This is a genomic window from Pseudomonas sp. GW822-FHT01E03, assembly GCF_058802985.1.
On the sequence record NZ_JBXAOQ010000006.1, the window covers coordinates 291,819 to 315,272 of the forward strand.

21 protein-coding genes and 2 pseudogenes are annotated in these 23,454 nt (G+C 49.4%); 19 read left to right on the forward strand and 4 right to left on the reverse strand.

Translation table 11 applies throughout. The features are described from left to right. The 9 genes and pseudogenes from AC1RP7_RS14675 to AC1RP7_RS14715 all read left to right on the forward strand — a co-directional run. A partial coding sequence (locus AC1RP7_RS14675) for a multicopper oxidase domain-containing protein (protein WP_493183991.1) occupies window positions 1-608 on the forward strand: 608 nt, incomplete at its 5' end. Between the two features lie 12 nt (window positions 609-620). After that, entirely contained in the window at window positions 621-887 is a 267-nt protein-coding gene (locus AC1RP7_RS14680) for a hypothetical protein (RefSeq protein ID WP_492625591.1), read from the forward strand. Next, entirely contained in the window at window positions 859-1,845 is a 987-nt protein-coding gene (locus AC1RP7_RS14685) for a copper resistance protein B (RefSeq protein WP_493182115.1), read from the forward strand. The genes AC1RP7_RS14680 and AC1RP7_RS14685 overlap by 29 nt, the downstream gene beginning before the upstream one ends. A 9-nt stretch (window positions 1,846-1,854) precedes the next feature. Next, window positions 1,855-2,592: a c-type cytochrome gene (locus tag AC1RP7_RS14690; RefSeq protein ID WP_492586612.1), complete on the forward strand. Its 738-nt coding sequence runs from the start codon at window positions 1,855-1,857 to the stop codon at window positions 2,590-2,592. Further along, window positions 2,582-3,055: a DUF411 domain-containing protein gene (locus AC1RP7_RS14695; protein ID WP_493182117.1), complete on the forward strand. Its 474-nt coding sequence runs from the start codon at window positions 2,582-2,584 to the stop codon at window positions 3,053-3,055. The genes AC1RP7_RS14690 and AC1RP7_RS14695 overlap by 11 nt, the downstream gene beginning before the upstream one ends. Before the next feature lie 453 nt (window positions 3,056-3,508). Further along, window positions 3,509-4,477 (forward strand): annotated as a pseudogene (locus AC1RP7_RS14700) (DUF4113 domain-containing protein); the annotation flags it as partial. Window positions 4,478-4,667: 190 nt separating this feature from the next. Next, window positions 4,668-5,222 (forward strand): aromatic amino acid DMT transporter YddG, encoded by a 555-nt coding sequence (gene yddG, locus AC1RP7_RS14705; protein WP_493182118.1) that lies wholly within the window; start codon window positions 4,668-4,670, stop codon window positions 5,220-5,222. Window positions 5,223-5,788: 566 nt separating this feature from the next. Next, a complete protein-coding gene (locus AC1RP7_RS14710; RefSeq protein WP_493182120.1) occupies window positions 5,789-6,154 on the forward strand; it encodes a histone-like nucleoid-structuring protein, MvaT/MvaU family in 366 nt (121 codons plus the stop codon). A 415-nt stretch (window positions 6,155-6,569) separates the two neighbouring features. After that, a pseudogene (locus AC1RP7_RS14715) lies at window positions 6,570-6,818 on the forward strand (MFS transporter); the annotation flags it as partial. A 326-nt stretch (window positions 6,819-7,144) separates the two neighbouring features. On the opposite strand, the gene AC1RP7_RS14720 reads toward AC1RP7_RS14715, so the two are convergent. Further along, entirely contained in the window at window positions 7,145-8,140 is a 996-nt protein-coding gene (locus AC1RP7_RS14720; protein ID WP_493182122.1) for a GlxA family transcriptional regulator, read from the reverse strand. Window positions 8,141-8,269: 129 nt separating this feature from the next. On the opposite strand from AC1RP7_RS14720, the gene AC1RP7_RS14725 reads away from it, so the two are divergent. Beyond that, window positions 8,270-9,382, forward strand: coding sequence for an S-(hydroxymethyl)glutathione dehydrogenase/class III alcohol dehydrogenase (locus AC1RP7_RS14725; RefSeq protein ID WP_493182124.1), 1,113 nt, complete (start codon window positions 8,270-8,272; stop codon window positions 9,380-9,382). A 189-nt stretch (window positions 9,383-9,571) separates the two neighbouring features. Here the strand turns inward: AC1RP7_RS14725 and AC1RP7_RS14730 are convergent, their stop codons facing one another. Then, window positions 9,572-10,627 carry a Rieske 2Fe-2S domain-containing protein gene (locus AC1RP7_RS14730; protein WP_493182126.1) on the reverse strand — a complete coding sequence of 352 codons (1,056 nt, stop codon included), beginning with the start codon at window positions 10,625-10,627 and terminating at the stop codon, window positions 9,572-9,574. A gap of 682 nt (window positions 10,628-11,309) precedes the next feature. Between AC1RP7_RS14730 and AC1RP7_RS14735 the strand changes: the two genes are divergently transcribed. Then, on the forward strand, window positions 11,310-12,098 hold the full coding sequence (locus AC1RP7_RS14735; protein ID WP_493182128.1) for an outer membrane protein OmpK: 789 nt from the start codon (window positions 11,310-11,312) through the stop codon (window positions 12,096-12,098). A 31-nt stretch (window positions 12,099-12,129) separates the two neighbouring features. On the opposite strand, the gene AC1RP7_RS14740 is transcribed toward AC1RP7_RS14735, so the two are convergent. Further along, window positions 12,130-12,792: a GntR family transcriptional regulator gene (locus AC1RP7_RS14740; RefSeq protein ID WP_493182130.1), complete on the reverse strand. Its 663-nt coding sequence runs from the start codon at window positions 12,790-12,792 to the stop codon at window positions 12,130-12,132. A gap of 404 nt (window positions 12,793-13,196) precedes the next feature. Here AC1RP7_RS14740 and AC1RP7_RS14745 point away from each other — a divergent pair, with 404 nt between their 5' ends. The 8 genes from AC1RP7_RS14745 (at window position 13,197) to AC1RP7_RS14780 (ending at window position 21,626) form a co-directional block, all read left to right on the forward strand. Continuing rightward, window positions 13,197-14,264 carry a Rieske 2Fe-2S domain-containing protein gene (locus tag AC1RP7_RS14745; protein WP_493182132.1) on the forward strand — a complete coding sequence of 356 codons (1,068 nt, stop codon included), beginning with the start codon at window positions 13,197-13,199 and terminating at the stop codon, window positions 14,262-14,264. 113 nt (window positions 14,265-14,377) lie between these two features. Then, entirely contained in the window at window positions 14,378-15,721 is a 1,344-nt protein-coding gene (locus AC1RP7_RS14750) for a nucleobase:cation symporter-2 family protein (RefSeq protein WP_493182134.1), read from the forward strand. 32 nt (window positions 15,722-15,753) lie between these two features. Further along, the gene (locus AC1RP7_RS14755; RefSeq protein WP_493182136.1) at window positions 15,754-16,839 is read left to right on the forward strand and encodes a sugar phosphate isomerase/epimerase family protein; all 1,086 of its coding nucleotides are present in this window, start codon (window positions 15,754-15,756) and stop codon (window positions 16,837-16,839) included. A gap of 164 nt (window positions 16,840-17,003) precedes the next feature. Beyond that, window positions 17,004-17,858, forward strand: a complete 855-nt coding sequence (locus AC1RP7_RS14760) for an aromatic ring-hydroxylating dioxygenase subunit alpha (protein ID WP_493182138.1) — start codon at window positions 17,004-17,006, stop codon at window positions 17,856-17,858. A 28-nt stretch (window positions 17,859-17,886) separates the two neighbouring features. Continuing rightward, window positions 17,887-19,653, forward strand: a complete 1,767-nt coding sequence (locus AC1RP7_RS14765; protein ID WP_493182140.1) for a PDR/VanB family oxidoreductase — start codon at window positions 17,887-17,889, stop codon at window positions 19,651-19,653. Between the two features lie 11 nt (window positions 19,654-19,664). Then, window positions 19,665-20,333, forward strand: coding sequence for a glutathione S-transferase family protein (locus AC1RP7_RS14770; protein ID WP_493182142.1), 669 nt, complete (start codon window positions 19,665-19,667; stop codon window positions 20,331-20,333). An 83-nt stretch (window positions 20,334-20,416) separates the two neighbouring features. Further along, window positions 20,417-21,271 (forward strand): S-formylglutathione hydrolase, encoded by an 855-nt coding sequence (gene fghA / locus AC1RP7_RS14775; RefSeq protein ID WP_493182144.1) that lies wholly within the window; start codon window positions 20,417-20,419, stop codon window positions 21,269-21,271. A gap of 49 nt (window positions 21,272-21,320) precedes the next feature. After that, window positions 21,321-21,626, forward strand: a complete 306-nt coding sequence (locus tag AC1RP7_RS14780; RefSeq protein WP_493182146.1) for a hypothetical protein — start codon at window positions 21,321-21,323, stop codon at window positions 21,624-21,626. A gap of 431 nt (window positions 21,627-22,057) precedes the next feature. Here AC1RP7_RS14780 and AC1RP7_RS14785 read toward each other — a convergent pair whose 3' ends face one another. After that, on the reverse strand, window positions 22,058-23,383 hold the full coding sequence (locus AC1RP7_RS14785; RefSeq protein WP_493182148.1) for an APC family permease: 1,326 nt from the start codon (window positions 23,381-23,383) through the stop codon (window positions 22,058-22,060). Window positions 23,384-23,454: the final 71 nt, after the last annotated feature.

The following is a 23,454-nucleotide window of genomic DNA, read 5'->3' on the forward strand; positions in this document are numbered from 1 at the left end:
GTATGTCCGGCATGGACCACAGCAAGATGGCTGGTATGGACCATGGTGACATGTCAGGAATGGCTGGCATGGGTGGCATGGAGATGCAGTCGCACCCAGCCTCCGAGACCAATAACCCATTGGTCGATATGCAAGCCATGAGCACTACGCCGAAGCTCAACGACCCGGGTATTGGCCTACGGAACAACGGCCGTCGCGTGCTCACTTACGCGGATCTGAAGAGCACTTTCCAGGACCCTGATGGCCGCGAGCCCAATCGGACGATCGAGTTGCACCTGACTGGCCATATGGAGAAGTTTTCCTGGTCATTCAATGGCATCAAATTCTCCGACGCCGAGCCATTGCGCCTCAAGTATGGCGAGCGCCTGCGCATCACGCTGGTGAACGACACCATGATGACCCACCCCATCCACCTCCACGGCATGTGGAGCGACCTCGAGGATGAGCACGGGAAATTCATGGTGCGCAAACACACGATCGACATGCCACCCGGTACCAAACGCAGTTATCGCGTCACCGCCGATGCCCTGGGACGCTGGGCCTATCACTGCCACCTGCTGTTTCACATGGAAATGGGCATGTTCCGTGAAGTACGGGTTGATGAGTAAGGGAAACGGATTATGAGCAGATATCTGAATCGTCAGTCATTGATTGGTTGCGCCCTTGCCATCGGCATATTGAGTGGAGTGCCCTTGGTACAAGCTGGGGAAGGCAATGCCGAGCACGCTTACGCTGCTGCCGACACAGACAAGTCAGCAACAAAGCATAAGACCAAGACAAGTGAGTCCAAGTCTGATCACGGTTCTATGGACCATGGAACGATGGACCACAGCAAAATGAATCACGAGTCGATGGATCATGACTCAAACACTAAAAAAGCGGATTGAGACCATGACCCTTAAGCTTTTACGTCCGACCCTGATGGCGTTGACGGTTTCAGTCAGCTCTGTGTTTGTTGGTATCGCTTCCGCGGCTGAAGAGATGGATCACTCCAAGATGGATCACGGTTCGATGGGAACCATGGACCATAGCAGCATGGGGGCAATGGATCACGGCAATATGAACATGGACCAAGGCCAAATGGAGGGCATGGATCACAGCACCATGAATATGGATGCTGGGGCAACCACCATGAGTCGGACGCCCATTCCTGTATTGACCGATGCTGATCGTAAGGCCGCCTTTCCGCCTGTCGCAGGTCATGGCGTGCATGACAAGAAACTCAACTCTTTCGTCCTCCTGGATAAATTTGAATATCAAGACGCGGATAACGGCAGCGCTCTGAGTTGGGATGCCAAAGGTTGGATCGGAGGCGACGTCGATCGTTTGTGGCTACGCTCGGAAGGTGAGCGTACTAATGGTGTGACGGAAGATGCCGAACTCCAGGCGCTTTGGGGCCATTCCATCGGTCCATGGTGGGATGTTGTCACCGGTGTGCGCCAGGACTTCAAACCCGGTTCACCGCAGACGTGGGGGGCTGTTGGGATCCAGGGCATGGCCCTCTACAACTTCGAAACTGAAGCAACCGCTTTCATAGGCGAGAACGGCCAGACCGCCGCTCGACTAGAAGGTGATTACGACATTCTGCTCACCAACCGCTTAATCTTGCAGCCGACCGCCGAAGTGAACTTCTACGGGAAAAACGACCCACAGCGCGGCATTGGCTCTGGATTAGCCAATACCGAAGTGGGCTTGCGGTTGCGCTATGAGATTGTTCGTGAGTTTGCCCCTTATATCGGGGTTACCTGGAATCGCTCCTACGGCAAGACCGCCGACCTGGCCAGCGATGAAGGGGAAGATACCAACGAGGCTCGCTTTGTAGCCGGTATTCGCATGTGGTTCTAAGGGGCTGACATGAAAAGAACAATAAAAACGTTGACTGCTGCCAGTGTGGTCGCCGCCATTGTAGGCGCCGGTGTCGTGTATTTCGGGGTGTTTAATGTGGGCGCCGATGACCCCCATTCGCAGGCCGTGCACTCCCTACTCTCAACCGCTCGGGATCGATCGATCGAAGTACGCTCCCGAGACATTGAAGTCCCCGACCTGACAGACGAAGCGCTCATTCGTGCAGGTGCTGGCAACTACAATGCTATGTGCATTGGTTGCCACTTGGCTCCAGAGCTCGCGCAAACCGAGTTGAGTAAGAGCCTCTATCCGGCACCTCCCAACTTGTCGAAGCTTGGTGTCGATGGAAACCCAGCAGCAGCGTTCTGGATCATCAAGCACGGTATCAAGTCCACGGGCATGCCTGCCTGGGGTAAAAGCATGTCCGATCCCTATATTTGGGGAATGGTTGCTTTTCTTCAGCAGCTTCCGGGTATGGATGCTCAGGAATACAGAGCGTTAGCCGCGAGCAGCGGTGGCCATCAGCACGGTGGGGGTGAGTCCATGATGCATAACCACGAAGGTCAGCATGATGGTCAAGAAGAAGCGACTTCTTCACATCACCATGATGCAGGCGGAGCTGAAGAACTCGCCGAAGCTGACGTTCACCACGGCGACACAAGCGGCGCCCATGCTCCTGCACCTTCAGCCGCTCAGCCAAAGACTCATACCCATGCCGATGGCAAGGAGCACACTCATGCGCAATAATTTTCGTCGTTCCGGCCGGGCACTTCGCCTCGCGACATTTGCGGTTTTGTTTATCGGCTCGGCTGCCCACGCGGCTGAACCTCTGACGATTGATGTCTATCGAGAGCTTTACTGCGGATGCTGCAAGAAGTGGATTAAGCACCTTGAAGCGAACGGCTTCACCGTCATTGATCATGTAGAAACAAACACAAACATGAGCGCGGTCAAGCAGGAGCTGGGCGTCGCTCCGCGCCTCTCGTCCTGCCACACTGCGGTGATCAATGGGAAATTTGTTGAAGGCCACGTGCCTGCCGAGCAAATAGTCGAGTTGACTAAGCGCACCGACCTTCTCGGGATTGCTGTACCCGGCATGCCGGCAGGCTCGCCCGGGATGGAGGGCGAGGGAGCGCAGGAAGTCTACCAAGTCATCGGCCTGACCAAAGCAGGTACTGATGAAGTACTCGCTGAGTACCCAGCACACTAGTTTTCAAACTGCCCGTCATCCCTGCATGATCACTGCTCGTGACCATGCAGGTGAAGCGAGCCCTTACCCAAGAACGCAGAACGCTGTGTGATGGAAAGCATGAGCAAGCGTAAGGGCGCATGCCGAATGTCCGATTCTGGCCGGAACGTCCGCTTGTGGCCGCTTTCTGTCTGTCGCCGCCATCGGCAGTAATCGGCAATTTTTTGCCGATCATCGTTATAAAGCGTGCTGGTCAAATCCGATGCAATCGGTTGTCAGTGGCACTGGACGCTTGTCCAGCCTATGCGTCTTAAAGTGTCCGACCGTCCTGTTGCTTTGGGACTAGGAGCTATGGACATAACCAAGCAAGATCGACAGAAAATGTCTTATTACCATGGACATCTGGAGAGCGACCTTGAACTACCGGGTAGCAAGGTGCGGAACCATGTCCATAGCTTGAAATCTTGCCTTTAAATTGATGAAGCTTTCGCAGATTTGGCAGGCGTACCAGGTGATCTCGAGGCACTCGGACGACGGATACGTGCCCAGGTTTACAAGAGCACTGGTATCCCGGTCGGGGTAGGTATTGCCGGCACGAAAACACTCAGCAAACTCGCCAATCACGCAGCCAAAAAATGGCAATCCCAGAGCGGCGGAGTGGTCGATCTTCGTGACGAGATCAAACGCGACTGGGTGCTGAAGAAATGCTCAGTCTCAGATGTCTGGGGAGTAGGGCGTAAGATGACTTTGCACTTGGAGGGGATGGGCATCAAGACAGCTTGGGATCTCTCCAAAACCGATCCCTGGATGTTGCGCAAAAAATTCAGCGTGGTGATCGAGAGGACGGCCCGTGAGCTCGCCGGCACGCCATGCATTGAGCTTGATGAGCTTGATCCACCGAAGCAAGAGATTTGCTGTTCCCGAATGTTTGGCAAGCGTCTCACCGATATTGCGCCAATCAAAGAGGCCGTCGCGACCTACATGATGCGGGCTACCGAGAAGCTCCGGGCGCAGCAGTCACTGTGCAAGAAAATCCGCGTGTCTATCCGCACCGGCATGTTCAATCCGGACGAAGCCAAATACGCCAATGGAGTCCTGGTCGAATTGCCGTATCCGACTGACGATGTTCGGTTGATGACAAAAGCCGCCGTGGAAGCAGTGGATAGAGTTTTCCGATCAGGCTTCAAGTACAGCAAGGCTGAGGTACTCCTGGTCAATCTTTGCCAGAAGGGCGAGTACACCGAAGATCTTTTCTCGATCACTCAGCCGGTCGCCAGTGAAAAAGTCATGGGTGTCTTGGATTCCATCAATGAGCGATGGGGCAGGGGGACGATGCGCCTGGCGAGTGTACCGACTGATCCGGATTGGGGTATGCGGCGGGAGATGATGAGTCAGAGTTTTACTACGAGGGTTGATCAGCTTTGGACGGTGTACTGCCGATAGTTCGAGTCGTCTGTTGGCTTCCCCGATGCCGTGGCGGAATTTTTCAGCGTATAGCTATCTGCTCATGAGGTTCTTTCGAAGCCTGAATTTCCAACTGAAGAATCCCCACCTGGGTTCTTCGACCTTCATCTCACAGCTTGAGCCTTGGGCGTTCCTGTAGACTCGCCGATTTTTTGGGCTAAAGGGGATAATGCGGATTAGAGGCGAGCGTGCCGCAACGGCATGTGGATTAGTGGCGATCATTTTGTGGAGCACCGCGTCAGGGCTTATCCGGAGTGTGAGCGAAATCTTCGGCCCAATAGATGGCGCAGCATTGATCTACACATTGGGCGCAATCTTGCTGGTGTGCCTATTGGGGAAACCTCGACTTCGCTCGACACCTAAGCTCTATCTCGTTTTGGGCAGTGCCCTTTTTGTTGCGTACGAGGTGTGCCTATCACTTGCTCTAGGATTTGCCAGTAGCCGTAATCAAGCGATCGAACTTGTCGTGGTGAACTACCTGTGGCCCTGTCTTACCATCGTGCTAGCCATCATCATGAATGGCCAAAAGGCACGGTGGATTATCATCCCTGGTACGGCGCTCGCTCTGTTCGGCATATTGTGGGTAGTGAGTGGTGATGGATTGTCACTGCCAAGCATCGTCGCCAATGTGCAGTCCAATCCGCTCAGTTATGGTCTGGCGCTAGCCTGCGGGATCACGTTCGCTTTGTATTGCAACGTCACTCGCCGTTACGCGGGTGGGTAGAATCTTGTGGTGTTGTTCTTTGTCCTGACAGCGGTAGTTCTTTGGTTGAAATACTTCTTCAGTAGCGAAGTGATCCCGGCGTTCACCTTGGGTAGCAGTCTGGAGCTTGTTGCCGCAGCTATAGGAATGGCTGGTGGCTACGGGCTCTGGAACATTGGCATCTTGCGCGGAAACCTCACCTTGTTGGCTACTGCTTCCTACTTCGCCCCCGTGCTGTCGTCGGCATTTGCTGCAGTATGGTTGGGTGCTGTGTTGAATATGCAGTTTTGGCAGGGGGCAGTGCTGGTTACAGCAGGATCGCTTGTCTGTTGGCTAGCTACTCGACAGCGAAGTGATTCAGTATGAGCGCTGGGTGTTGGGGGCTTCATACAACGTTCGCTACCTGACTAATGTTAGCGTTTAAGTTAACTGGGTTCTGCTTCCCGTCTTACCGCTACCAAGTAGCTGAGCACGTGCCACCTCCGTGATTCAAACTATTGGTCGAAAGATCACGCAGAATACTGATCCTAAATTCAAATTGCTGTTTTTGGTGTATTGTTAGGAGACTAACTACATAGAGATCTATCATGTCTAAGCTTGCAGAATTCCGTCAGCTCGAAAAACACCTCGCCGAGCAGCTCCAAGCTCTCGAAGCCCTGAAAGACGATGCTGGCCTTCAAAAAGAAATCGAATTCGAAACGAAGCTGCGTGCTTTGCTCGCAGAGTACGGTTACAGCCTGCCGAACGTGATCAACCTGCTTGATCCACAAGCGGGCCGTCGCGCTCCAGCAGCCGAATCTAAAGCCGGCAGCCGCAGGCCGCGCCAAGTGAAGGTCTACAAAAATCCTCACACAGGTGAAGTAGTCGAAACCAAAGGCGGCAATCACAAAACGCTGAAGGAATGGAAAGCGCAGCACGGCTCCGCGACTGTTGAATCCTGGTTGACCAAGTGATCTTGGTTTGAGTACAAAAAGGGCCTTAAGCAAGGCCCTCTTTTTGCAGAATAGTGCTTCATTGTCCCGCCTGACCTGATATTAAGGCGAAGGTCGGTCACTACCGTGTCCTTGGGGGGTAGGCAGCCAAGTTGATTTCGGTAGCGAGGTTGATCGAGTTTGCAGGCAAAGGCCATGTGTCACAGATGGCAGCCCAGCCAGTTTCAACAAGGTGTTGTTCGAAGAGCTGAACCGTAGTCTGGCCCCCTCAACGATCATGATATGCATTCCTTACTTAGGAGTGATTGGCAATCCATGGGTTGCCAGACGAGTCGAATGAACAACTGACATTTCGGTACCCCCAAATGAATCAAAGGCGAGGATTAACGTTTCAAGCGGAGCTAATCAGGGCTCAACAACCTTAGCCCTAATACCTGTCGGACTTCCATTCCTTGCTGTCTTTGTATTCCGGTTCCTGGTTGGGGGCCGAAGTCCCTTGTTTTCCCGGCAATACCAAGATCGTTTCGATGTGGTTCCCCACCGCAGAGCGAGGTACCGCAATAGCAATATCAACTCCTCGCAATACTTCGCCGCTATGGTATTCACACCACTGCTGACATGGATTTTCGGCAAAAGAGTTGGTGCACTGGGTTGGGCTTGCGTCGTGACATCAATCGTTATTGGGTACCTCGTGCAGTCGATGGGCTCATTCAATGGTGCCTTGGTGTACGTTTCATTGAATGCCGCAGGCGCCTTTATCAGCTACCTGCTAATTGTCGGGCCCCTGCGTCGACCCGCTGATGAAGATCAGACGCCTCATTCTCTATCTCTATCCACAGTATCCGCTCGTTGATCGAACCTCTGCGCCGTTTTCCATAGAGCACACGGTGCTATTTGAATTGCTCAGTATCAACTCGATGCAGAAATGGAACCTTGATGATCGAAAATTTCAAAGAAGTCATTTGGAAAGGCCTGTGGGCGTGTTGTATTGATGGAGTATATGTCAGGGGCTTATCCAGAGCTTTTAACGAAGCGGCTACGGTATTCTTTAGGGGTTACTGAAAGATACTTTTTGAATGTTAGTCGCATGTGATCGGAGTTGGTGAATCCGGCTTTGAAGGCTATCGTTTTTAGAGGGAGATCACCACCGCTTAACAAGCGCCTGGCGAAATCAATACGAGATTGTTCTAAAAATTCTGAAGGGCACATTCCAACCTCCTTTTGAAACAATCGAGCGAAATGTCGAGTGCTCATTGAAGCGCGATCTGCCATCATCGAAACATTAATCTTTTTATCTAAGTTATCGAATACCCATTCTTGAACCCGTCGAAGACTTGATGATTGAGTTTTTTGAGTCATCAGGTTTGTGCTGAATTGAGACTGACCTCCAGGACGCTTGAGATATATGACAAGGTCTTGCGCCACCTGAAGTGCGAGCTTATGTCCATGATCCTCTTCTACGAACGCTAGAGCCAGATCTATGGATGCACTGACTCCAGCAGATGTCCATAGATTTCCGTCGCGAATGAAAATCGAATCTATGTCCATGATTACATTGGGAAAACTAGACTTTAATTCATCTGCCATTCGCCAATGAGTAGTGGCCCGACGACCATTTAGTAAGCCAGTTGCGGCTAGGAAAAAAGCCCCGGAGCATAAAGCAGCAAAACGGTCAACTTTCTGAGCGTTATGTGTAATCCAATGTATGAGTTCACTGTTTTCTTTTGCGAGTCGCTGTATATCATGGGCGCCAACAAGAAGAACAGAACTTGAGGCTTCAATGCTCTCCAGGGTCTCAGTCGCGTGGAACGATATTTCTGTATCCGAAATTACTGGGCCAATTGTAGTTGAGCGAATAGTAAGGTGGTAACGGTCAAGTGACCCACTAGCCTGCAGGATTTTGTTTGCATAAGTGAAGACGGTCATAGGGCCAATCGCCTCAAATGACTTAAATTCAGGGTAAATTAAAATGTCAATTTTCCTTGTTTTGCCAAATTCTTCGTGCACGTTGTGGGCTCTCCTCGATGTCTGATATTAACGTCGTTTTGTCCGCATTTCGCGTTACTTTGAATATCCGATCCTTCCCTATGGAGATAAACTGAGATCTCCGAATCATAATAAAATGCGGTAACTAGAATGATAAAATCACGTGCAGCAGTAGCGTTCGGCCCCAATCAGCCCCTAAAGATTGTTGAGGTCGATGTTCAGCCACCTCAGGCTGGTGAAGTACTGATTCGAGTGGTAGCCACCGGTGTTTGTCATACGGATGCTTACACGCTCTCTGGGCAAGATTCTGAAGGCGTATTTCCATGCATCTTGGGGCATGAGGGTGGTGGGATCGTTGAAGCAGTAGGCGTAGGAGTCACTTCTCTTAAGGTCGGCGATCATGTCATTCCTCTCTATACCGCAGAATGTGGAGAGTGTAAGTTTTGCAAGTCAGGTAAAACCAACTTGTGCCAGGCCGTGAGGTCAACACAAGGCAAAGGACTTATGCCAGACGGCACGACACGTTTTAGTTACAAAGGCGAGCCTATCTACCATTACATGGGCTGCTCCACGTTTTCTGAATATACGGTGTTGCCTGAAATTAGCTTGGCTAAAGTTCCTAAAGAAGCGCCACTTGAAAAAATATGCTTGCTTGGCTGCGGTGTAACGACGGGGATCGGTGCAGTACTCAATACAGCTAAGGTAGAGAAAGGTGCTACTGTGGCGGTGTTCGGTCTGGGAGGCATCGGACTCGCGGCTATTATTGGTGCGAAGATGGCGGAAGCCAGTCGTATCATTGCGGTTGATATAAATCCCTCTAAGTTTGAAATCGCACGAGATTTGGGGGCTACTGACTTCATTAACCCCAAAGAGCACGATCGTCCTATCCAAGATGTTATTGTCGAACTTACGGAAGGAGGTGTTGACTATTCCTTCGAGTGCATCGGAAATGTCAACCTTATGCGCGCTGCGCTTGAGTGTTGCCATAAAGGTTGGGGAGAGTCTGTAATTATCGGCGTTGCACCCGCAGGAGCCGAAATTACCACTCGACCATTCCAATTGGTGACTGGCCGTGTCTGGCGCGGATCCGCATTTGGTGGCGTTAAAGGCAGGAGTGAACTGCCAAGCTATGTTGAAAGAGCGGAGAGGGGAGATATTCCACTCGACAAATTCATCACCCATACGATGGGGCTTGACCAAATCAATGATGCATTTGATCTGATGCATGAAGGTAAGAGCATTCGAACGGTAATTCATTATTAATTCCTATCCACCCAAGGAGTAAAAATGTCCACATCGTTCGCGACCTTGATGGCAACAAGCTAGCTGTTTACTCATTCCCCCCCCCATCCCTAAAGTCCACATAGCAGCGAGTTTACGGCCTCTTTCGAGGCCGTCTTTTTTACATCAAAAAAAGGTGGCGTTGAAAACGCCACCTAATGCTTTATAAAGTTATGTGTAGCTCCTATCGCTTTCATTGACTGGGTCTAACAAAGCACTTCGGAAGGCTTGCGAGCCTTCTTTATGAGCTTCTTTTAGTTCCCGCAGCCATTTTCGATATTGAATCGATACCTTATCCGCGACTACTGAGACCTCATCTGCTGGCGCGTCTTTAGGCCACTGGGACTCAATTACCGGCTTGTCTTCAGCAAAGACGAGATCATTAAATGCAATGTGTAGATAATCCGAGTCGTCCGATTGCTCCCTGGCGAAGATCAGGAAGTTTTTCGTTGTGTGATCGTCTACCGGGCATGACACATTGAACAATACATGCAGCGAATTGCTGGAGTATTTAGATACTTCAAGGTTAATAGCAAACGGCATGCTGCAAGTATACGAGAATTGCCCAATTGGAGCCTGATTAGGGACAGCCATATCTTCCGGAGTGTCGTAGACAAAGCGGAATTGGCCATTGAATCGATCCATCGGAACAATCGGAGGTTCAGCATTGTTTGGATCGAAAAGCGTGCCAGGGTGAATGAATGCAAAGTGAGAAAAGTCTGTAAAATTTTCCCATCTACGCTCAGCGGTCGCATCCCACCAGTAAGGTTCTTGGATAACAATACGCAACCTGGGATCATTGGCTGCACTAAAGTAGGGAATTTCAGTGCACTCAAAACTAGAGTCCAATCGAACCCAAATTAATCCATAGCGCTCTTCGCAATCGAAGCGATCAACCTTAGCCTTGTTGGGTATTGGACTGTTGGGGCACGCTGGTACGAGCTTGCAAGCACCATGCGCATCATATTGCCACCCATGATAAGGACACTGTAGGCGGTTTCCACTTACTGTACCCAGGGAAAGCTTAGCTGATCGATGAGCGCATCTATCACGCATCGCGACGTACTCATCGCCTAACTTGGCGACAACGAGCTGTTCATTCAGCAACTTAACGGCCAGAGGGCCGAGGCTGGAAGGGTGCGCTTTTTCAAGCTCAGTTACAGTACACACGGGATGCCAGAAATGGCGAAGATATTCCCGTTCATCATTAATGATTGCCTGTTCCATGTATGTAGCCTTTGTGGATGACGTTGTTATGTTTGAAGCAGTTGGATTACCCAGCTGCCATGTCTCCTACTTCTACTCACAGAAAGGGTAAACACTAGGTACATCATGTATTTACACCAATCATACCGCTGGTACATCAGGTTTCTAATCTGGTACACCAGAAAGGTAGGCCATTTTAGAGAACGGTGTCAACCATTAGCCGTCAGGAGGAACAGCATAAAATGCGCAGAAGCGAGGCCCTTATTTTTAGAGTGTTAGCTAAGTATTTGCGTATTCGCTCTAGCTTGCAGCTTAGAGCACGCCGGATTGCTATCGGTGGAAAAGAAACAATAGGAGCTGGAGTTGTGCACCAATTCGTTACATTCAGTGCTACCCCTGGTGCAGTTTCAGTGCACAGCATTCAGGGTTGGTCAATAGGTTTCACAATACCTTTGAACGAAAGCATAAATTTCTTAAGCGAAACCAAAGGTTATTTGCTGAATTTTGGAGGGATAAGTTACATGGCAAGGTAACTGGCTTGATAGATCTCTAATCTGACAGGAGTCTCGTGAGAATGTAGGTAGCAAAATAGCTTTGTGTACAATTTTATTTGTTTGGCTAACGAATTTATCGTTTTAATTTTGGCTCACATCTTGCTCAACAATGATTCTGACTCTTAGGTCAGATTATGAGGAGAGAGTGAGTGAAAGACAAAAGAATAAGCGCATGCCTGTTTCTATCCGCTGCAGCAGTAGCGCCAATAAGCCAAGCTGATGGCACGCTGTTATGGCATCAGGAAAGCGTTAGCTATCAATATGGTAAGGACTTCAAAGTAGATCCCAGGCGAATGCAGATCATTTCGTTTGAACATACGAGCGCATGGGCGTGGGGGGACTTATTCTTTTTCATAGATAATTATTGGTATCCTGGCGCGCAAACAGCATATGACGGGCATCACGGGATGTATTCCGAATACTCTCCTAGATTTTCATTGTCCAAAATTACAGGAAATAGCTATAGCTGGGGGATAGTGAAAGATGTGCTTGTCGCGACGACAATTGAGTGGGATAACAACAGGAGCGGGCGCGATGATCAAGTGAATTATTTGGTTGGGCCAGGATTCGATCTTTCTTTACCAGGATTCGATTACTTCATGCTCAACTTTTACTATCGGAAACCTGAGGGTGGGGAAGGCGTTGGAGGCTGGCAGGTTTCACCCGTTTGGTCGTATACAGTCCCAGTTGGGAAAAGTGATATCTTGATTGATGGCTATATTGATTGGGTGATAGGTGATAAATACGGTTTTGAGCATAATTTTCATTTCAATCCGCAAATTAAGTACGATATTGGTAAAGCGTTTTGGAACGTTCAAGGGAAAGCTTACGTTGGGATTGAATACGATTACTGGTCTAATAAATATGGGATTGAAAGTACCAGTGCGTATGATACGAATCAAAGTGTGACAAGTGCATTAATAAAATATTATTTCTGATCGAGGGTGGGGGCAATGCCCCCTTTTTTGTTCAGACTCTCAGCGCAAACTTCAGGTTTATCTCAGGAGAGCGGGCTGCGTCAAACTTATATCCTTTAATAACCAGGTTGTAATGCGATGCCAGAAGCTCTTTGGCCTCCACAGCATCTTTGCGCTCCAGGCATGATACGAGCTGTACATGTTCATTCCTGAGCTTGCAGTAGTCGAACCCAACTCGGTATAGGGCATTTATCAGCGCTTCACGGCGTCGTAGTTGGGAGTGAATTTGATTGATGGTATTATTTCCCAAGAAGGAGATAAGAAGCGAATGAAAGCCTCTTCCTAATTTATCACCTTCATCATCCAGTCCGCACTGATGCGCAGTATGTTCCTTTTGGGTGTGAGTCCTTAGTTCTTCTAACTGCTGTTCCGTGATGCACTGAATTAATTGATCAATCACACCGCTTTCGAGTACCAAGAGCATTTGGTAGAGTTCAAAGGCATCGTCAAATGTGGGGCACCACACGCTTGTTGAGCGTTTGGGCGAGATTTCCACCAGCTTGTCTTGAGACAGTCGGATGAGGGCCTGGCGGACTACTGTGCGGCTAACGTTGAAAAGCTCTGCGATCTCGCGCTCGTTCAGCTTCGTTCCGGGGGGAAGCCGTCGGTGGTAGATCGCATCAGATATGGCAGCAACGATTGTCTGGGTCAGCATTGATTTACCTTTGGCGCCTTTCGGCTCTAAGAGCTGTCATGGTGATCGAACACGGCACCAAAATGTAACACGGCCGTGGCTGGTGTCACCGTTAGAAACATAGGTGGTACACAAAATTGCTTAGTGTTGTATACAGTATGGTGAGGTTTTTTGCCCTAATGCTAAAAAAAAATTCCGAATTTTCAATGGTATAGCATTCCTTGGAGATTGTAGCACCTGCGTTCTGGCACGAAATCTGCCTTCCTCTAACACCCAGCACAGCCTTTCCGACGGGTAGCGATAAAACGTTACACGTCAAAAAATGCGACTACACTGGTATACCAGATTGAATATCTGGTAAACCTAGTAGGCGGTTTTGGTTTAGAACAATAAGACAAGCAATCCCTAGCCCTGAGGACACTCACGTGAAAGAACAGCTCAAGCCGTTGCTAGACGACAAGACCTACCTTCGCCACTTCTGGCATCCAGTTTGTACCCTTAGTGAATTCGAACGCGCCAACGCCAGTGGGCACGGCCCCATGGGCGTCACCTTGTTAGGCGAGAAATTGGTGTTGGCCAGGTTAAACTCAAAGATCGTCGCGGCTGCTGACCGATGCGCTCATCGATCTGCACAGCTCTCCATCGGCCGCGTTTGCAGCCACGCCGGTAAGGACTATCTCGAATGTCCCTATCACGGTTGGCGGTACGATGAGGCAGGAGCATGCCAACTGATCCCTGCTTGCCCTGACAAAAGCATTTCTCCTCGGGCCAAGATTTCCGCATTCGATTGTGAGGTGAAATACGACATCGTCTGGGTGCGGCTGGACAACAGCTTCGATTGCACTCAGATTCCATACCTCAGCGATTTCGACAATCCTGACATGCAGGTAATTGTTGCCGATTCATATATTTGGGAGACTGTCGCCGAACGGCGCTGGGAGAATTTTACAGACTTTTCGCACTTTGCCTTCGTGCATCCAGGTACGCTCTATGATCCGTTTTTCGCTAGCCACCCGACTGTTTACGTAAATCGTGTTGATGGTGAGTTGCAATTCAAACTCGCTCCGCCGCGTGAAATGAAAGGCATCCCGCCAGAAGCGCCAATGGGTGACTTCAACTATCGTTGCACAATGCCGTATTCGGTAAATCTTGAAATCAAATTGTGGAAAGATGATTCACGTTTCATTCTTTGGACTACCGCTAGCCCTGTCGATGACAAGACTTGCCGCAACTTCATGATTATCGTACGTGAAAAAGACAACCAGCCTGATCACATGCACCTGGCTTTCCAGAAAAGGGTGCTTGAAGAAGATCAACCTGTTATCGAGTCGCAATGGCCGGTAGAAATACAGACCTCAGAGGTCTCAGTTGCGACCGATAAAGTTTCCATCCAGTTCCGCAAATGGCACAAAGAGTTATCTCTGGCAGCCGTTGAAGGACGGGAGGCGTTCTGTAGTTCCGTTTTGACCACTGTTATTGAAGAGGAACAGTAAGGCTCTGCTAGGCGGAAGTTCAGTGCCGACCTGAGGAGGGCGGCACGCGTCTTTTGAAACGCCTGGTGCAGACCATTTTTTGTCACTAATAACTATTAGCTTGGGTGCATCTCATGCAATCACTAGCCTCGCAGAAGAAAACGAACATTTGGAAAGTCATGTTCATGGGGTGGCAACACGTACTCGTGATGTACGCCGGTGCTGTCGCCGTTCCGCTGATACTTGGCGCCGCGCTAAAGCTGCCTAAGGATCAAGTTGCGTTCTTAATCAATGCAGACCTATTTGCCAGTGGGATCGCGACATTAATTCAGTGTGTTGGGTTTGCAAATGTAGGGATCAGGTTGCCTGTAATGATGGGCGTAACCTTTACTGCAATTGGGCCGCTGATCGCGATCGGGACAGATCCCGAAGCTGGATTGCTTCAAGTCTTTGGTTCTACTATCGCTGCCGGAATCTTCGGATTTCTGATCGCCCCCTTCATCGGAAAACTTGTAAGATTCTTTCCTCCCGTGGTAACCGGTACGGAAATTTTGGCGGTTGGTTTGTCGCTGATGGTAGTAGCTGCAAGCTGGTCAGCGGGTGGATACGGCAATCCTGATTTTGGAAATCCGCTGTACCTTGCTATTGCTGCCGCCGTTTTGATCGTAATCCTATTGATTGTTAGATTTGCAAAAGGCTTCATATCCAACATTTCTATATTGTTGGGCATGGCGTTTGGGTTCGTTTTAGCTTTCGGTACGGGGCAGGTTAATTTCGATGATGTGAGCGCAGCCCCCTGGTTTGGAATGGTTTTACCTTTCCATTTTGGAGTGCCTTCGTTTAGTCTCTGGCCTATTGTTGCAATGTGCGTTGTGATGCTGGTTACTTTTATTGAGTCCACAGGAATGTTCTTGGCATTGGGCGAGTTGGTAGATAAGCCCTTGAAAGAAAAAGACCTGGTGCGTGGGTTTAGAGCTGATGGGGTTGGAACGATGTTAGGTGGCGTATTCAATACATTCCCCTATACGTCATATGCTCAGAACATTGGTCTAATTGGCATCACAGGTGTCAAGAGTAGATGGGTATGCGCTCTCGCCGGACTCTTCTTGGTAGGATTGGCATTGTTCCCTAAAGTTGCAATGATCATCGCCTCAATACCACCATACGTCTTGGGAGGGGCCGGTTTGGTAATGTTTGGGATGGTTGCAGCTAGCGGTATCAAGGTTTTATCCAGGGTCAGCTTTACCGATAGTAAAAATCTTTATGTAGTAGCAATTAGTGTGTCCATAGGAATGATTCCAGTCGTGTCGCCACAATTCTTCGCGAAACTGCCAAAGGATTTGGCGCCGTTACTAGAAAGCCCTGTATTGCTAACTGCGATATGTGCGGTGGTTTTGAATGTCTTCTTCAATGGCTTTGGAAGTGAGGAGGATGCTAAGGAGTCACTGCTGATGGCTGCAAAAGAAGCAGAGGTTTGAAAGTTCACAATTCCATCTAAGAGAGAAAAACAATGAAAAAGATGTTCTTGCTTGGTTGTGCAGGTCGTGGCGTTCAGCCCTCGTCCATCAGTAAACCGGTCTCTGATCGCGAACTGCCGATTATGGAGCAGTTTCGTCTTCAAAAGGAATCGGGATTGTGGGACTTTGTTGATCGAATCCCAGTGGGCACAGAAGAGTTAGATGAGTACATCAAGGCAAGTCAGCGATACTCCTTGCCAGTTTACAGTGGAAGTTGGACTTATACGCTCGGTGCCGATGAGCAACGTATTCGCGAAAATATTGATCAGACCTTGGCTGTGGGCGCTAAGTACCACAATCTTATGGTGTGGGCGAAGCATGCTGATGGTCACTACATTACTGATGAGGAGGTAGCGATTTCGTATTTAAACGCCTTTGAATATGCGGAAAAACAAGGTGTAATTATTACCTTTGAGAATCACGTTGATATGTGGTCTGAGGATCCGAGGCGTGTTTCAAAAGTAGCCAATATTGTGGAACGACACGGCATCCCATTCAACATTTGCATGGATTACAGCCATTGCATCTTCAAAGTCGAAAACGAAGTTGAAATCGCGGTCGCCCAATTGCGAGGTGATCAAGACGGTATTCGTCGCCTCGACCCCTTCAATGACGACAGCTACGCGGACGAATGGTTGGCTCGTAACACTGTCCACTGGGCGCAAGTGCGACCAGCTGCACCCAACGGGCCTCGTAATTGGTGGGCTGGCGAAACTGGCCCTTGGGATGGCTTAGGGTATGACCGCCCAGGGCGTTCCATCCAATATCCATTTAGCAATCCAAAACCAGGCGAATGGCATACCGATTTTTGGCATGCGCATAAGCTTGCCCCCACCAAAGAGTTGATTCGTAAAGCGATTGACAGCTACATCCAGGAAGACAAATCCAGTCTTCGGCTGATGACGATCGACAATATCAACCTCGCTGCATACGGTACAGGTTGGAAATACGACATGTTTGCCGATAGCTGTTTGGTGGCCCAGTTTGTACGGGAGCTTTATGCGGAGCGAGTAGCTGTGCATGAAGCTAGGAAGTCTCTAGGTGCGGATTTTGTAAACCAACACCGTAATCAACTGTAATTTTCGGATCTCGACATCTGTAGCCTCTGAGAGGGGCACGAGATTTTATTCAAAAATCTGCTTAAGAATTGCTGACCCCATCTTAATAGGTTTGATAGTCAGTAGTTCTTAAGCTATTATCTGGTATACCAGATAGCTAATCTGAGAGGCCAGAGGAGATTGTAATGTCTACTGACCAAGTAATTTTTAACGACTGGCATCCAGTCGCTGCTTTGGATGATGTATCACTCGATAAAAAATACCGCTGCCGACTGCTGGGGCGTACAGTCAACTATGTGAAAAGTGCTGATGCGGTTCATGCTCATTGGGAAGCAAGTGCAGGCGAGATTAAGCCTATCCGCGCCAAAGAAATCTATGGTGTCCTGTGGCTCTCCTTTGCCGACAAACCCAGTGAGATGTTCGATATCGCGGAGTTCAATGAGCCTGATCGCCGAATCGTTAGCGCTGGATCTGTGCGCGTCAATGTCTCAGGGTTGCGCGCTATCGAGAACTTTCTAGACATGGCTCATTTTCCATTTGTTCATACGGACATTTTGGGTGCAGAGCCACTGACGGAGGTTGAGCCGTATAACGTCCACCATGATGAAAGTCTCGATGAGATTTTTGCTACGGAGTGTAAGTTCCCGCAACCCAAAGGCTCAGCTACTGCAGTCGAACCAATTGATATGCAGTATATCTACCGCGTTACAAGACCATATTCCGCAATTTTATACAAAACTTGCCCGCCCGAACCACATAGGTGGGATGCGCTCGGCCTGTTTATTCAACCTGTAGATGAAGATTGGTGCATTGCACATACAATAATGTGCTATGTGGACGACGTTAACACAGACCAACAACTTCGCCATTTTCAACAGACGATTTTTGGCCAGGACTTGATGATTCTTATTAACCAAGTTCCAAAGCGTCTTCCGTTGGCTGCGAGTCGAGAAAGCCCAGTCCGGGCCGATGTTCTTGCAACAGCTTATCGTCGCTGGCTGCGTGAGAAAGGTGTGCAATATGGCGCTCTGCGGGACTAATAACAAGAATTGATAAGAGGTATGTGCCGTGAATAAACTTGACGTCAACCAGTGGTTTCCTATTGCTACCACTGAAGATCTCCCGAAGCGCCATGTCTTTCATGCGACGTTGATGGGGCAAGAAATGGCCATCTGGCGCGATGATAATGGCTCAGTGAATGCTTGGGAGAACCGCTGCCCTCATAGAGGGTTGCGGTTGACTCTAGGCGCTAATACCGGTAACGAGTTGCGCTGCCAGTATCATGGATGGACTTATGAAAGCGGGACTGGTGGCTGCACCTTTGTCCCGGCCCATCGCGACGCGCCGCCCCCAAGTGCCGCGCGGGTCAATACTTTCCCTGCCCGTGAAAAGCATGGCTTTATCTGGACGACCCTAGGTCAGCCGGCAGGAGAGCCCATTTCAATCCTCGATGACGCTCAGCTTGTAAACGCTGTAAAAACAAATCTGCATAGCGTAGTTATAGCTACAGATATTGACGGAGTGGTTAGCACCCTACGTCAGAATCTTTCAGCGTTCATCGATGTGTTTCGTGTGACCAGCGCTGAAGATTTGCATTTGAAAACCATGCTGAATGACCGAGCGATTTTGGTTACAAAAGCAGGCTCCATTGCAATTCATTTGTACATGCAGCGCGCAACTGTTAGCAAATGCGTAGTACATGCGCAAGTACTCACTCCAGGACGTTCGGGATACGAGTTTCAAAAGAACTACTCGCATGCCATGAACGTTATCCGGAGGGCAGCAGAAGCTGTAGCTACCGACTTGATCAGCATAACTGATATCAGCGATCAGACTGTCGAAGAACTTGAAGTTGTTCGCGAAAATATGACTAAAGCTCCTCCAACCCACTATATCTGCGAAGTGGTTACGCATACTCAAGAGACAAGTGATATCAACTCATACTGGCTAAAGCCTATTGGGTATCCACTTCCAGCATTCACTCCTGGGATGCACATTAGCATCACAACGCCGGAGGGCAGCATTCGGCAATACTCCCTTGTGAATGGGCCTGACGAGCGTGAATCCTTCATCATCGGTGTGAAGAAAGAGATTCAGTCCCGTGGTGGCTCCAGATCAATGCATGAAGACGTGAAGGTTGGAACTCAACTCAAAGTCACACTTCCGAGAAACGGTTTCCCACTCGTCCAAACCGGTAAACACCCGATTCTCGTAGCTGGTGGCATTGGTATCACCCCAATTTTGTGCATGGCGCAGGCTCTGGATCAGCAAGGCTCACCGTATGAAATACATTATTTTGCTCGTGCATTTGAGCATGTTCCGTTCCAGGATCGACTGACTGCATTGGGCGATCGCTTGAATGTGCATCTTGGCCTAGGCCCAGACGAGACCAGAGCAAAACTTACCGAAATTATGGAGACTCATAACGCCCAAGATGTAGATGTTTACACTTGTGGCCCGCAACCAATGATCGAAACTGTATCTGCTGTCGCTCTTTCTCATGGAGTCGCTGAAGAGTCCATCCGGTTTGAATTTTTCAGTAAAAAGAACGATGCACCCGTTTCTGATGAAGAATATGAGGTTGAGCTCAAAAAATCGGGTCAAACATTCACGGTCTCGTCTGGCTCTACGTTGTTGCAAGCTTGTTTGGATAACGATGTTCACATCGAAGCCTCGTGTGAGCAGGGAGTATGCGGTACTTGTATGACTCCTGTTGTATCTGGCGAGATCGAGCATCATGACACTTACCTTTCTAAGAAAGAAAGAGAAAGCGGTAAGTGGATCATGCCGTGTGTTTCGCGCTGCAAGTCCAAAAAAATCGTTCTCGACCTGTGAGGCCTAAAACCATGATTACACTCTATGACTACGAGCTTTCCGGGAATTGCTACAAGGTCAGGCTTTTCTTGTCGATCCTGAATCTGGGCTACCAAACTGAGCCTGTAGAGTTCTATCCGTTGCGCGAGCATAAGTCTGAGGAGTTTCTGAAAATCAATCCTCTCGGCCAACTTCCTGCTCTGAAGGATGGAGATCTTGTGCTGAGGGACGCCCAGGCGATTCTCGTCTATCTGGCTACTCAGTACGATAAGAGCGGCTACTGGTACCCGACCGCTCGCCCGGATCTGATGGCTGAGGTCAACATGTGGATGGCCTTTGCTGATAGTCTGACCAGCACCATTTCTGCCGCGCGATTGCATGACTTATTCTTCTACGAATTCGATGTACATGCATGTCGCCTGCGCGCCCGAGATTTGTTGAGGATCCTGGATGAACATCTTTGGTTCAGGGATCTTAAAGGTCTTCAATATATTTGCAGTTCGCTGCATCCTACGATCGCAGACATCGCCTGCTTTCCATACATTGCTTTGTCAGATGAGGGGGGCGTATCCCTGGAAGACTTCCCTGCCGTACGTCGTTGGGTAGATAGAGTAAAACGCCTACCTGGCTTTACCGTAATGTCGGGAGTATTCCCCACTTCACCTATGAATGAAGGTTCCACGCAACGGGTCAGTGCATAGATAACCCTGAAAACGTGCTTGGTCGCCATCCGACCAAGCACCACCTAACGTCAGACTACTTGTAAAGCCAGAGGTAAGGATTAATGACTATCACTGAGATTTCGTCGCAGAGAAGCTTCAATGGTTATTTTAAGCGCTTTAAGCACCAATCTACTTCTCTTAATTGTGAGATGACGTTCGGTGTATACCTTCCACCCAATATTGATACTAAGCAGGGTGCCCCAGTACTTTATTGGCTGTCGGGTTTGACTTGCACTGATGAAAACTTTATGCAAAAAGCCGGGGCGCACCGTCTGGCGTCGGAGCTAGGAATCATAATCGTCGCCCCGGACACAAGTCCCCGTGGTGAGCATGTTCCCGACGACCCTTTAAAAAGTTGGGACTTTGGGTTAGGTGCAGGTTTTTACATAGATTCGACCCAGGAACCCTGGTGTGAAAACTATCAGATGCATGAGTACGTTGTGAATGAATTGCCGTCCCTTATCGAAGAGAGTTTTCTTGTTTCAGATAAGCGTGGCATCAGTGGTCACTCGATGGGGGGGCATGGAGCACTAATCTGCGCATTTCGTAACCCTGGAAGGTATCAATCTGTTTCAGCTTTTTCACCTATTACCAACCCCGTAGAAAGCGCTTGGGGTCAAAAAGCCTTTGGGTTAATGCTTGGAGATAACAGGGCAGCGTGGGCTGATTGGGACGCGTGCTCGCTTATTTCTAAAGTTTCTCACAAATTGCCACTGTTGGTTGATCAAGGGGCCAGTGATGAGTTTATCCATACTCAGCTTATGCCTGGAAGGTTGGCTTCTGCAGCTGCACAAGCTGACTATGAGATGAATATCAGGATTCATTACGGTTACGATCATAGTTACTATTTTGTGGCGTCTTTTATCGAAGATCACTTCAGGCATCACGCTAAAGCGTTGATTGATGAGCCAAGTTAAATTGGGCCTATCCGAGTTTACGTGAGTGGGGGTGCGTTCGAAGGTTGATATGCACGCGGTCGAACAAGAAGCTTTTTCTGGGCCTGTATTCAATAAGGTGCGCAATTCCTTTTTATTGAGAGACGAAGAGATTTTAGCGGCTGGTAGTTTCAGCTTGGTATTTGAAGGTAGCAAGCCTGATACCATTTATCCATTGGTAACGCCGGTCACGACTTTGCGGTCAAAGCGAGAGCCTATGCGGTCGATGGCGTTGCAAAAATCTATAAAGATTACGGAGCTGTGGAGATATATCAGCATGATCCATTTTGCTCAGAGTTCCTATGGTTGGAATCCGCTGGCCATCAGCGATCCATAGCATCCACTCGTTAGTGAGCATCATCGGACAACAGTCGCCTTTAGATACATCCGTTCGTCACGTGTGATGCTTCAGGCTGGTTGACCATCTCGCAGTGAAGGATTATCCACAGATCACGATGATTGAAACCTCGCTCTCGAACATCAAAAAGGCCACTTAAAGGGTGGCCCGCGAGATTGATTTTAAAGGCCGTACTGTCACCAATTATGCAGTGCTAGTGGCTACTGGGCGATTCTCTGGCTTTAGTCGAGCCGGGTCGGAAACCACACATCCTGAAGATCGTTTTACTCTAGTGACTCAGATGAGAAGGGAGAAAACGCCGAATGCTTCCAGTACTGACTTACTAAGTGATTTTAGTTTGAGTACAAAAGGGCCCTTCTAGGGCCCTTCTGTTGTTGAATAGATGTTGAAATGGCGGCTTAGCAGTCTGGCTAAATTGCCTCCTCCAAAACCAATTCTGGCGGCTGGTTGCGAAGCCCGCCTGTTAGGAAGATCAAGTAAATAAAGCCGATCGCCAGCCACGATAGGCCTAGCACCACAGCTTTGTGATCCAGGCTGAACATCAGCCAAAGATCAGCAACCATTCCTGCGACTGGAAGCATCAGGTACAGAACAAAAGCCTGAAACCCTCGGCGCTTTTCGGTGCGCCAGTAGTGGAAAACTACAGAAAGGTTGACCAGGATGAAGGTCAGAAATGCGCCGAAGTTGATGAACGAGGTCGAGGTTGTCACATCCATGTTGAGAGCAAGCAAGGCTACTACTGAGCTTAGTATCAAGCACCAGACTGGGGTGCCAAAGCGTGGAGAAAGGTAGCCGAAGAAAGCTTTCGGCAGCACCGAGTCTCGTCCCAGCACGAACAAAAGTCGAGATCCGCTCGCCTGAGCAGCAATGCCGGATGTGAACTGTCCAAGTACTAATCCAATCAGGAAGATCGAGACGAACAGGTCACCTCCGATGTTGCGCGCGATTTCGTAGGCAGCAGAATCTACGTTTTCAAACTCAAGCGATGGCTGAGCCAGTTGCACAACATATGAGGTGCCTACAAAAATCAATCCACCGATCAAGGTTACCCAAAGAATTGCCCTTGGCATATTGCGCTCTGGATTATGAGTTTCCTCAGTCAAGGTACTGACAGCGTCGAAGCCAAGATAGGAATAGCATGCGATGGCTGCGCCGCTCATGATCAGTGGCCATTGAATGCCTCCGCTTACAAACGGCGCCAAGCTGAAAAGTGGTTTTGTAGGGTCTCCAAGGGTGTAGTGGATGCACATAACCACAAACGCCCCCAAAATTAGTACCTGCAATAGCAGCAGTAGAATGTTCACAGCCGTGGCCAATTTAAGGCCCACGATGTTGATCAGCGTTGTTAGCCCAATAAACGATAGCAGCCACACGAACCCAGGTACCCCAGGAAAAGCAGAGCTGAGATACGCTGTCCCGATCAACCATATCGCCATTGGTAGGAATAGATAGTCCAAGAGGATGGCCCAACCCGTCATGAAGCCAAGGCGTGCATCGATCGCCTTGCGTACGTAGGTATACGATGATCCAGAAACAGGGAAAGCTCGGGCCATGTGGGCATAGCTCAGTGCCGTCAGCAACATGGCTACAAGGGCAGCAAGATAAGCCGTCGGAACATGTCCTCCACTCGACTGCGCCAAGATTCCAAACGTGCCAAGCACGATGATAGGGGTCATGAGTCCGACCCCGAAAATCACTAGGGTGCTCAGCGACAAGGTGCGTTTTAAGTTAGCCATTGACGTCTCCGATTATGTTTTTATCGTCCGCCAGGAGCGGCCGGATATACGGCAGATATTGCTAAGAAGTG

Excerpts from the sequence above, each read along its gene's own strand:
- AC1RP7_RS14780 (WP_493182146.1), top strand. The coding sequence starts at position 21,321 with ATGCACGCGGTCGAACAAGAAGCTTTTTCTGGGCCTGTATTCAATAAG.
- AC1RP7_RS14740 (WP_493182130.1), bottom strand. The coding sequence starts at position 12,792 with ATGCTGACCCAGACAATCGTTGCTGCCATATCTGATGCGATCTACCAC.
- AC1RP7_RS14770 (WP_493182142.1), top strand. The coding sequence starts at position 19,665 with ATGATTACACTCTATGACTACGAGCTTTCCGGGAATTGCTACAAGGTC.
- AC1RP7_RS14750 (WP_493182134.1), top strand. The coding sequence starts at position 14,378 with ATGCAATCACTAGCCTCGCAGAAGAAAACGAACATTTGGAAAGTCATG.
- AC1RP7_RS14710 (WP_493182120.1), top strand. The coding sequence starts at position 5,789 with ATGTCTAAGCTTGCAGAATTCCGTCAGCTCGAAAAACACCTCGCCGAG.
- AC1RP7_RS14685 (WP_493182115.1), top strand. The coding sequence starts at position 859 with ATGACTCAAACACTAAAAAAGCGGATTGAGACCATGACCCTTAAGCTT.
- AC1RP7_RS14730 (WP_493182126.1), bottom strand. The coding sequence starts at position 10,627 with ATGGAACAGGCAATCATTAATGATGAACGGGAATATCTTCGCCATTTC.
- AC1RP7_RS14695 (WP_493182117.1), top strand. The coding sequence starts at position 2,582 with ATGCGCAATAATTTTCGTCGTTCCGGCCGGGCACTTCGCCTCGCGACA.
- yddG (WP_493182118.1), top strand. The coding sequence starts at position 4,668 with ATGCGGATTAGAGGCGAGCGTGCCGCAACGGCATGTGGATTAGTGGCG.
- AC1RP7_RS14680 (WP_492625591.1), top strand. The coding sequence starts at position 621 with ATGAGCAGATATCTGAATCGTCAGTCATTGATTGGTTGCGCCCTTGCC.
- AC1RP7_RS14760 (WP_493182138.1), top strand. The coding sequence starts at position 17,004 with ATGTCTACTGACCAAGTAATTTTTAACGACTGGCATCCAGTCGCTGCT.
- fghA (WP_493182144.1), top strand. The coding sequence starts at position 20,417 with ATGACTATCACTGAGATTTCGTCGCAGAGAAGCTTCAATGGTTATTTT.
- AC1RP7_RS14725 (WP_493182124.1), top strand. The coding sequence starts at position 8,270 with ATGATAAAATCACGTGCAGCAGTAGCGTTCGGCCCCAATCAGCCCCTA.
- AC1RP7_RS14690 (WP_492586612.1), top strand. The coding sequence starts at position 1,855 with ATGAAAAGAACAATAAAAACGTTGACTGCTGCCAGTGTGGTCGCCGCC.
- AC1RP7_RS14755 (WP_493182136.1), top strand. The coding sequence starts at position 15,754 with ATGAAAAAGATGTTCTTGCTTGGTTGTGCAGGTCGTGGCGTTCAGCCC.
- AC1RP7_RS14785 (WP_493182148.1), bottom strand. The coding sequence starts at position 23,383 with ATGGCTAACTTAAAACGCACCTTGTCGCTGAGCACCCTAGTGATTTTC.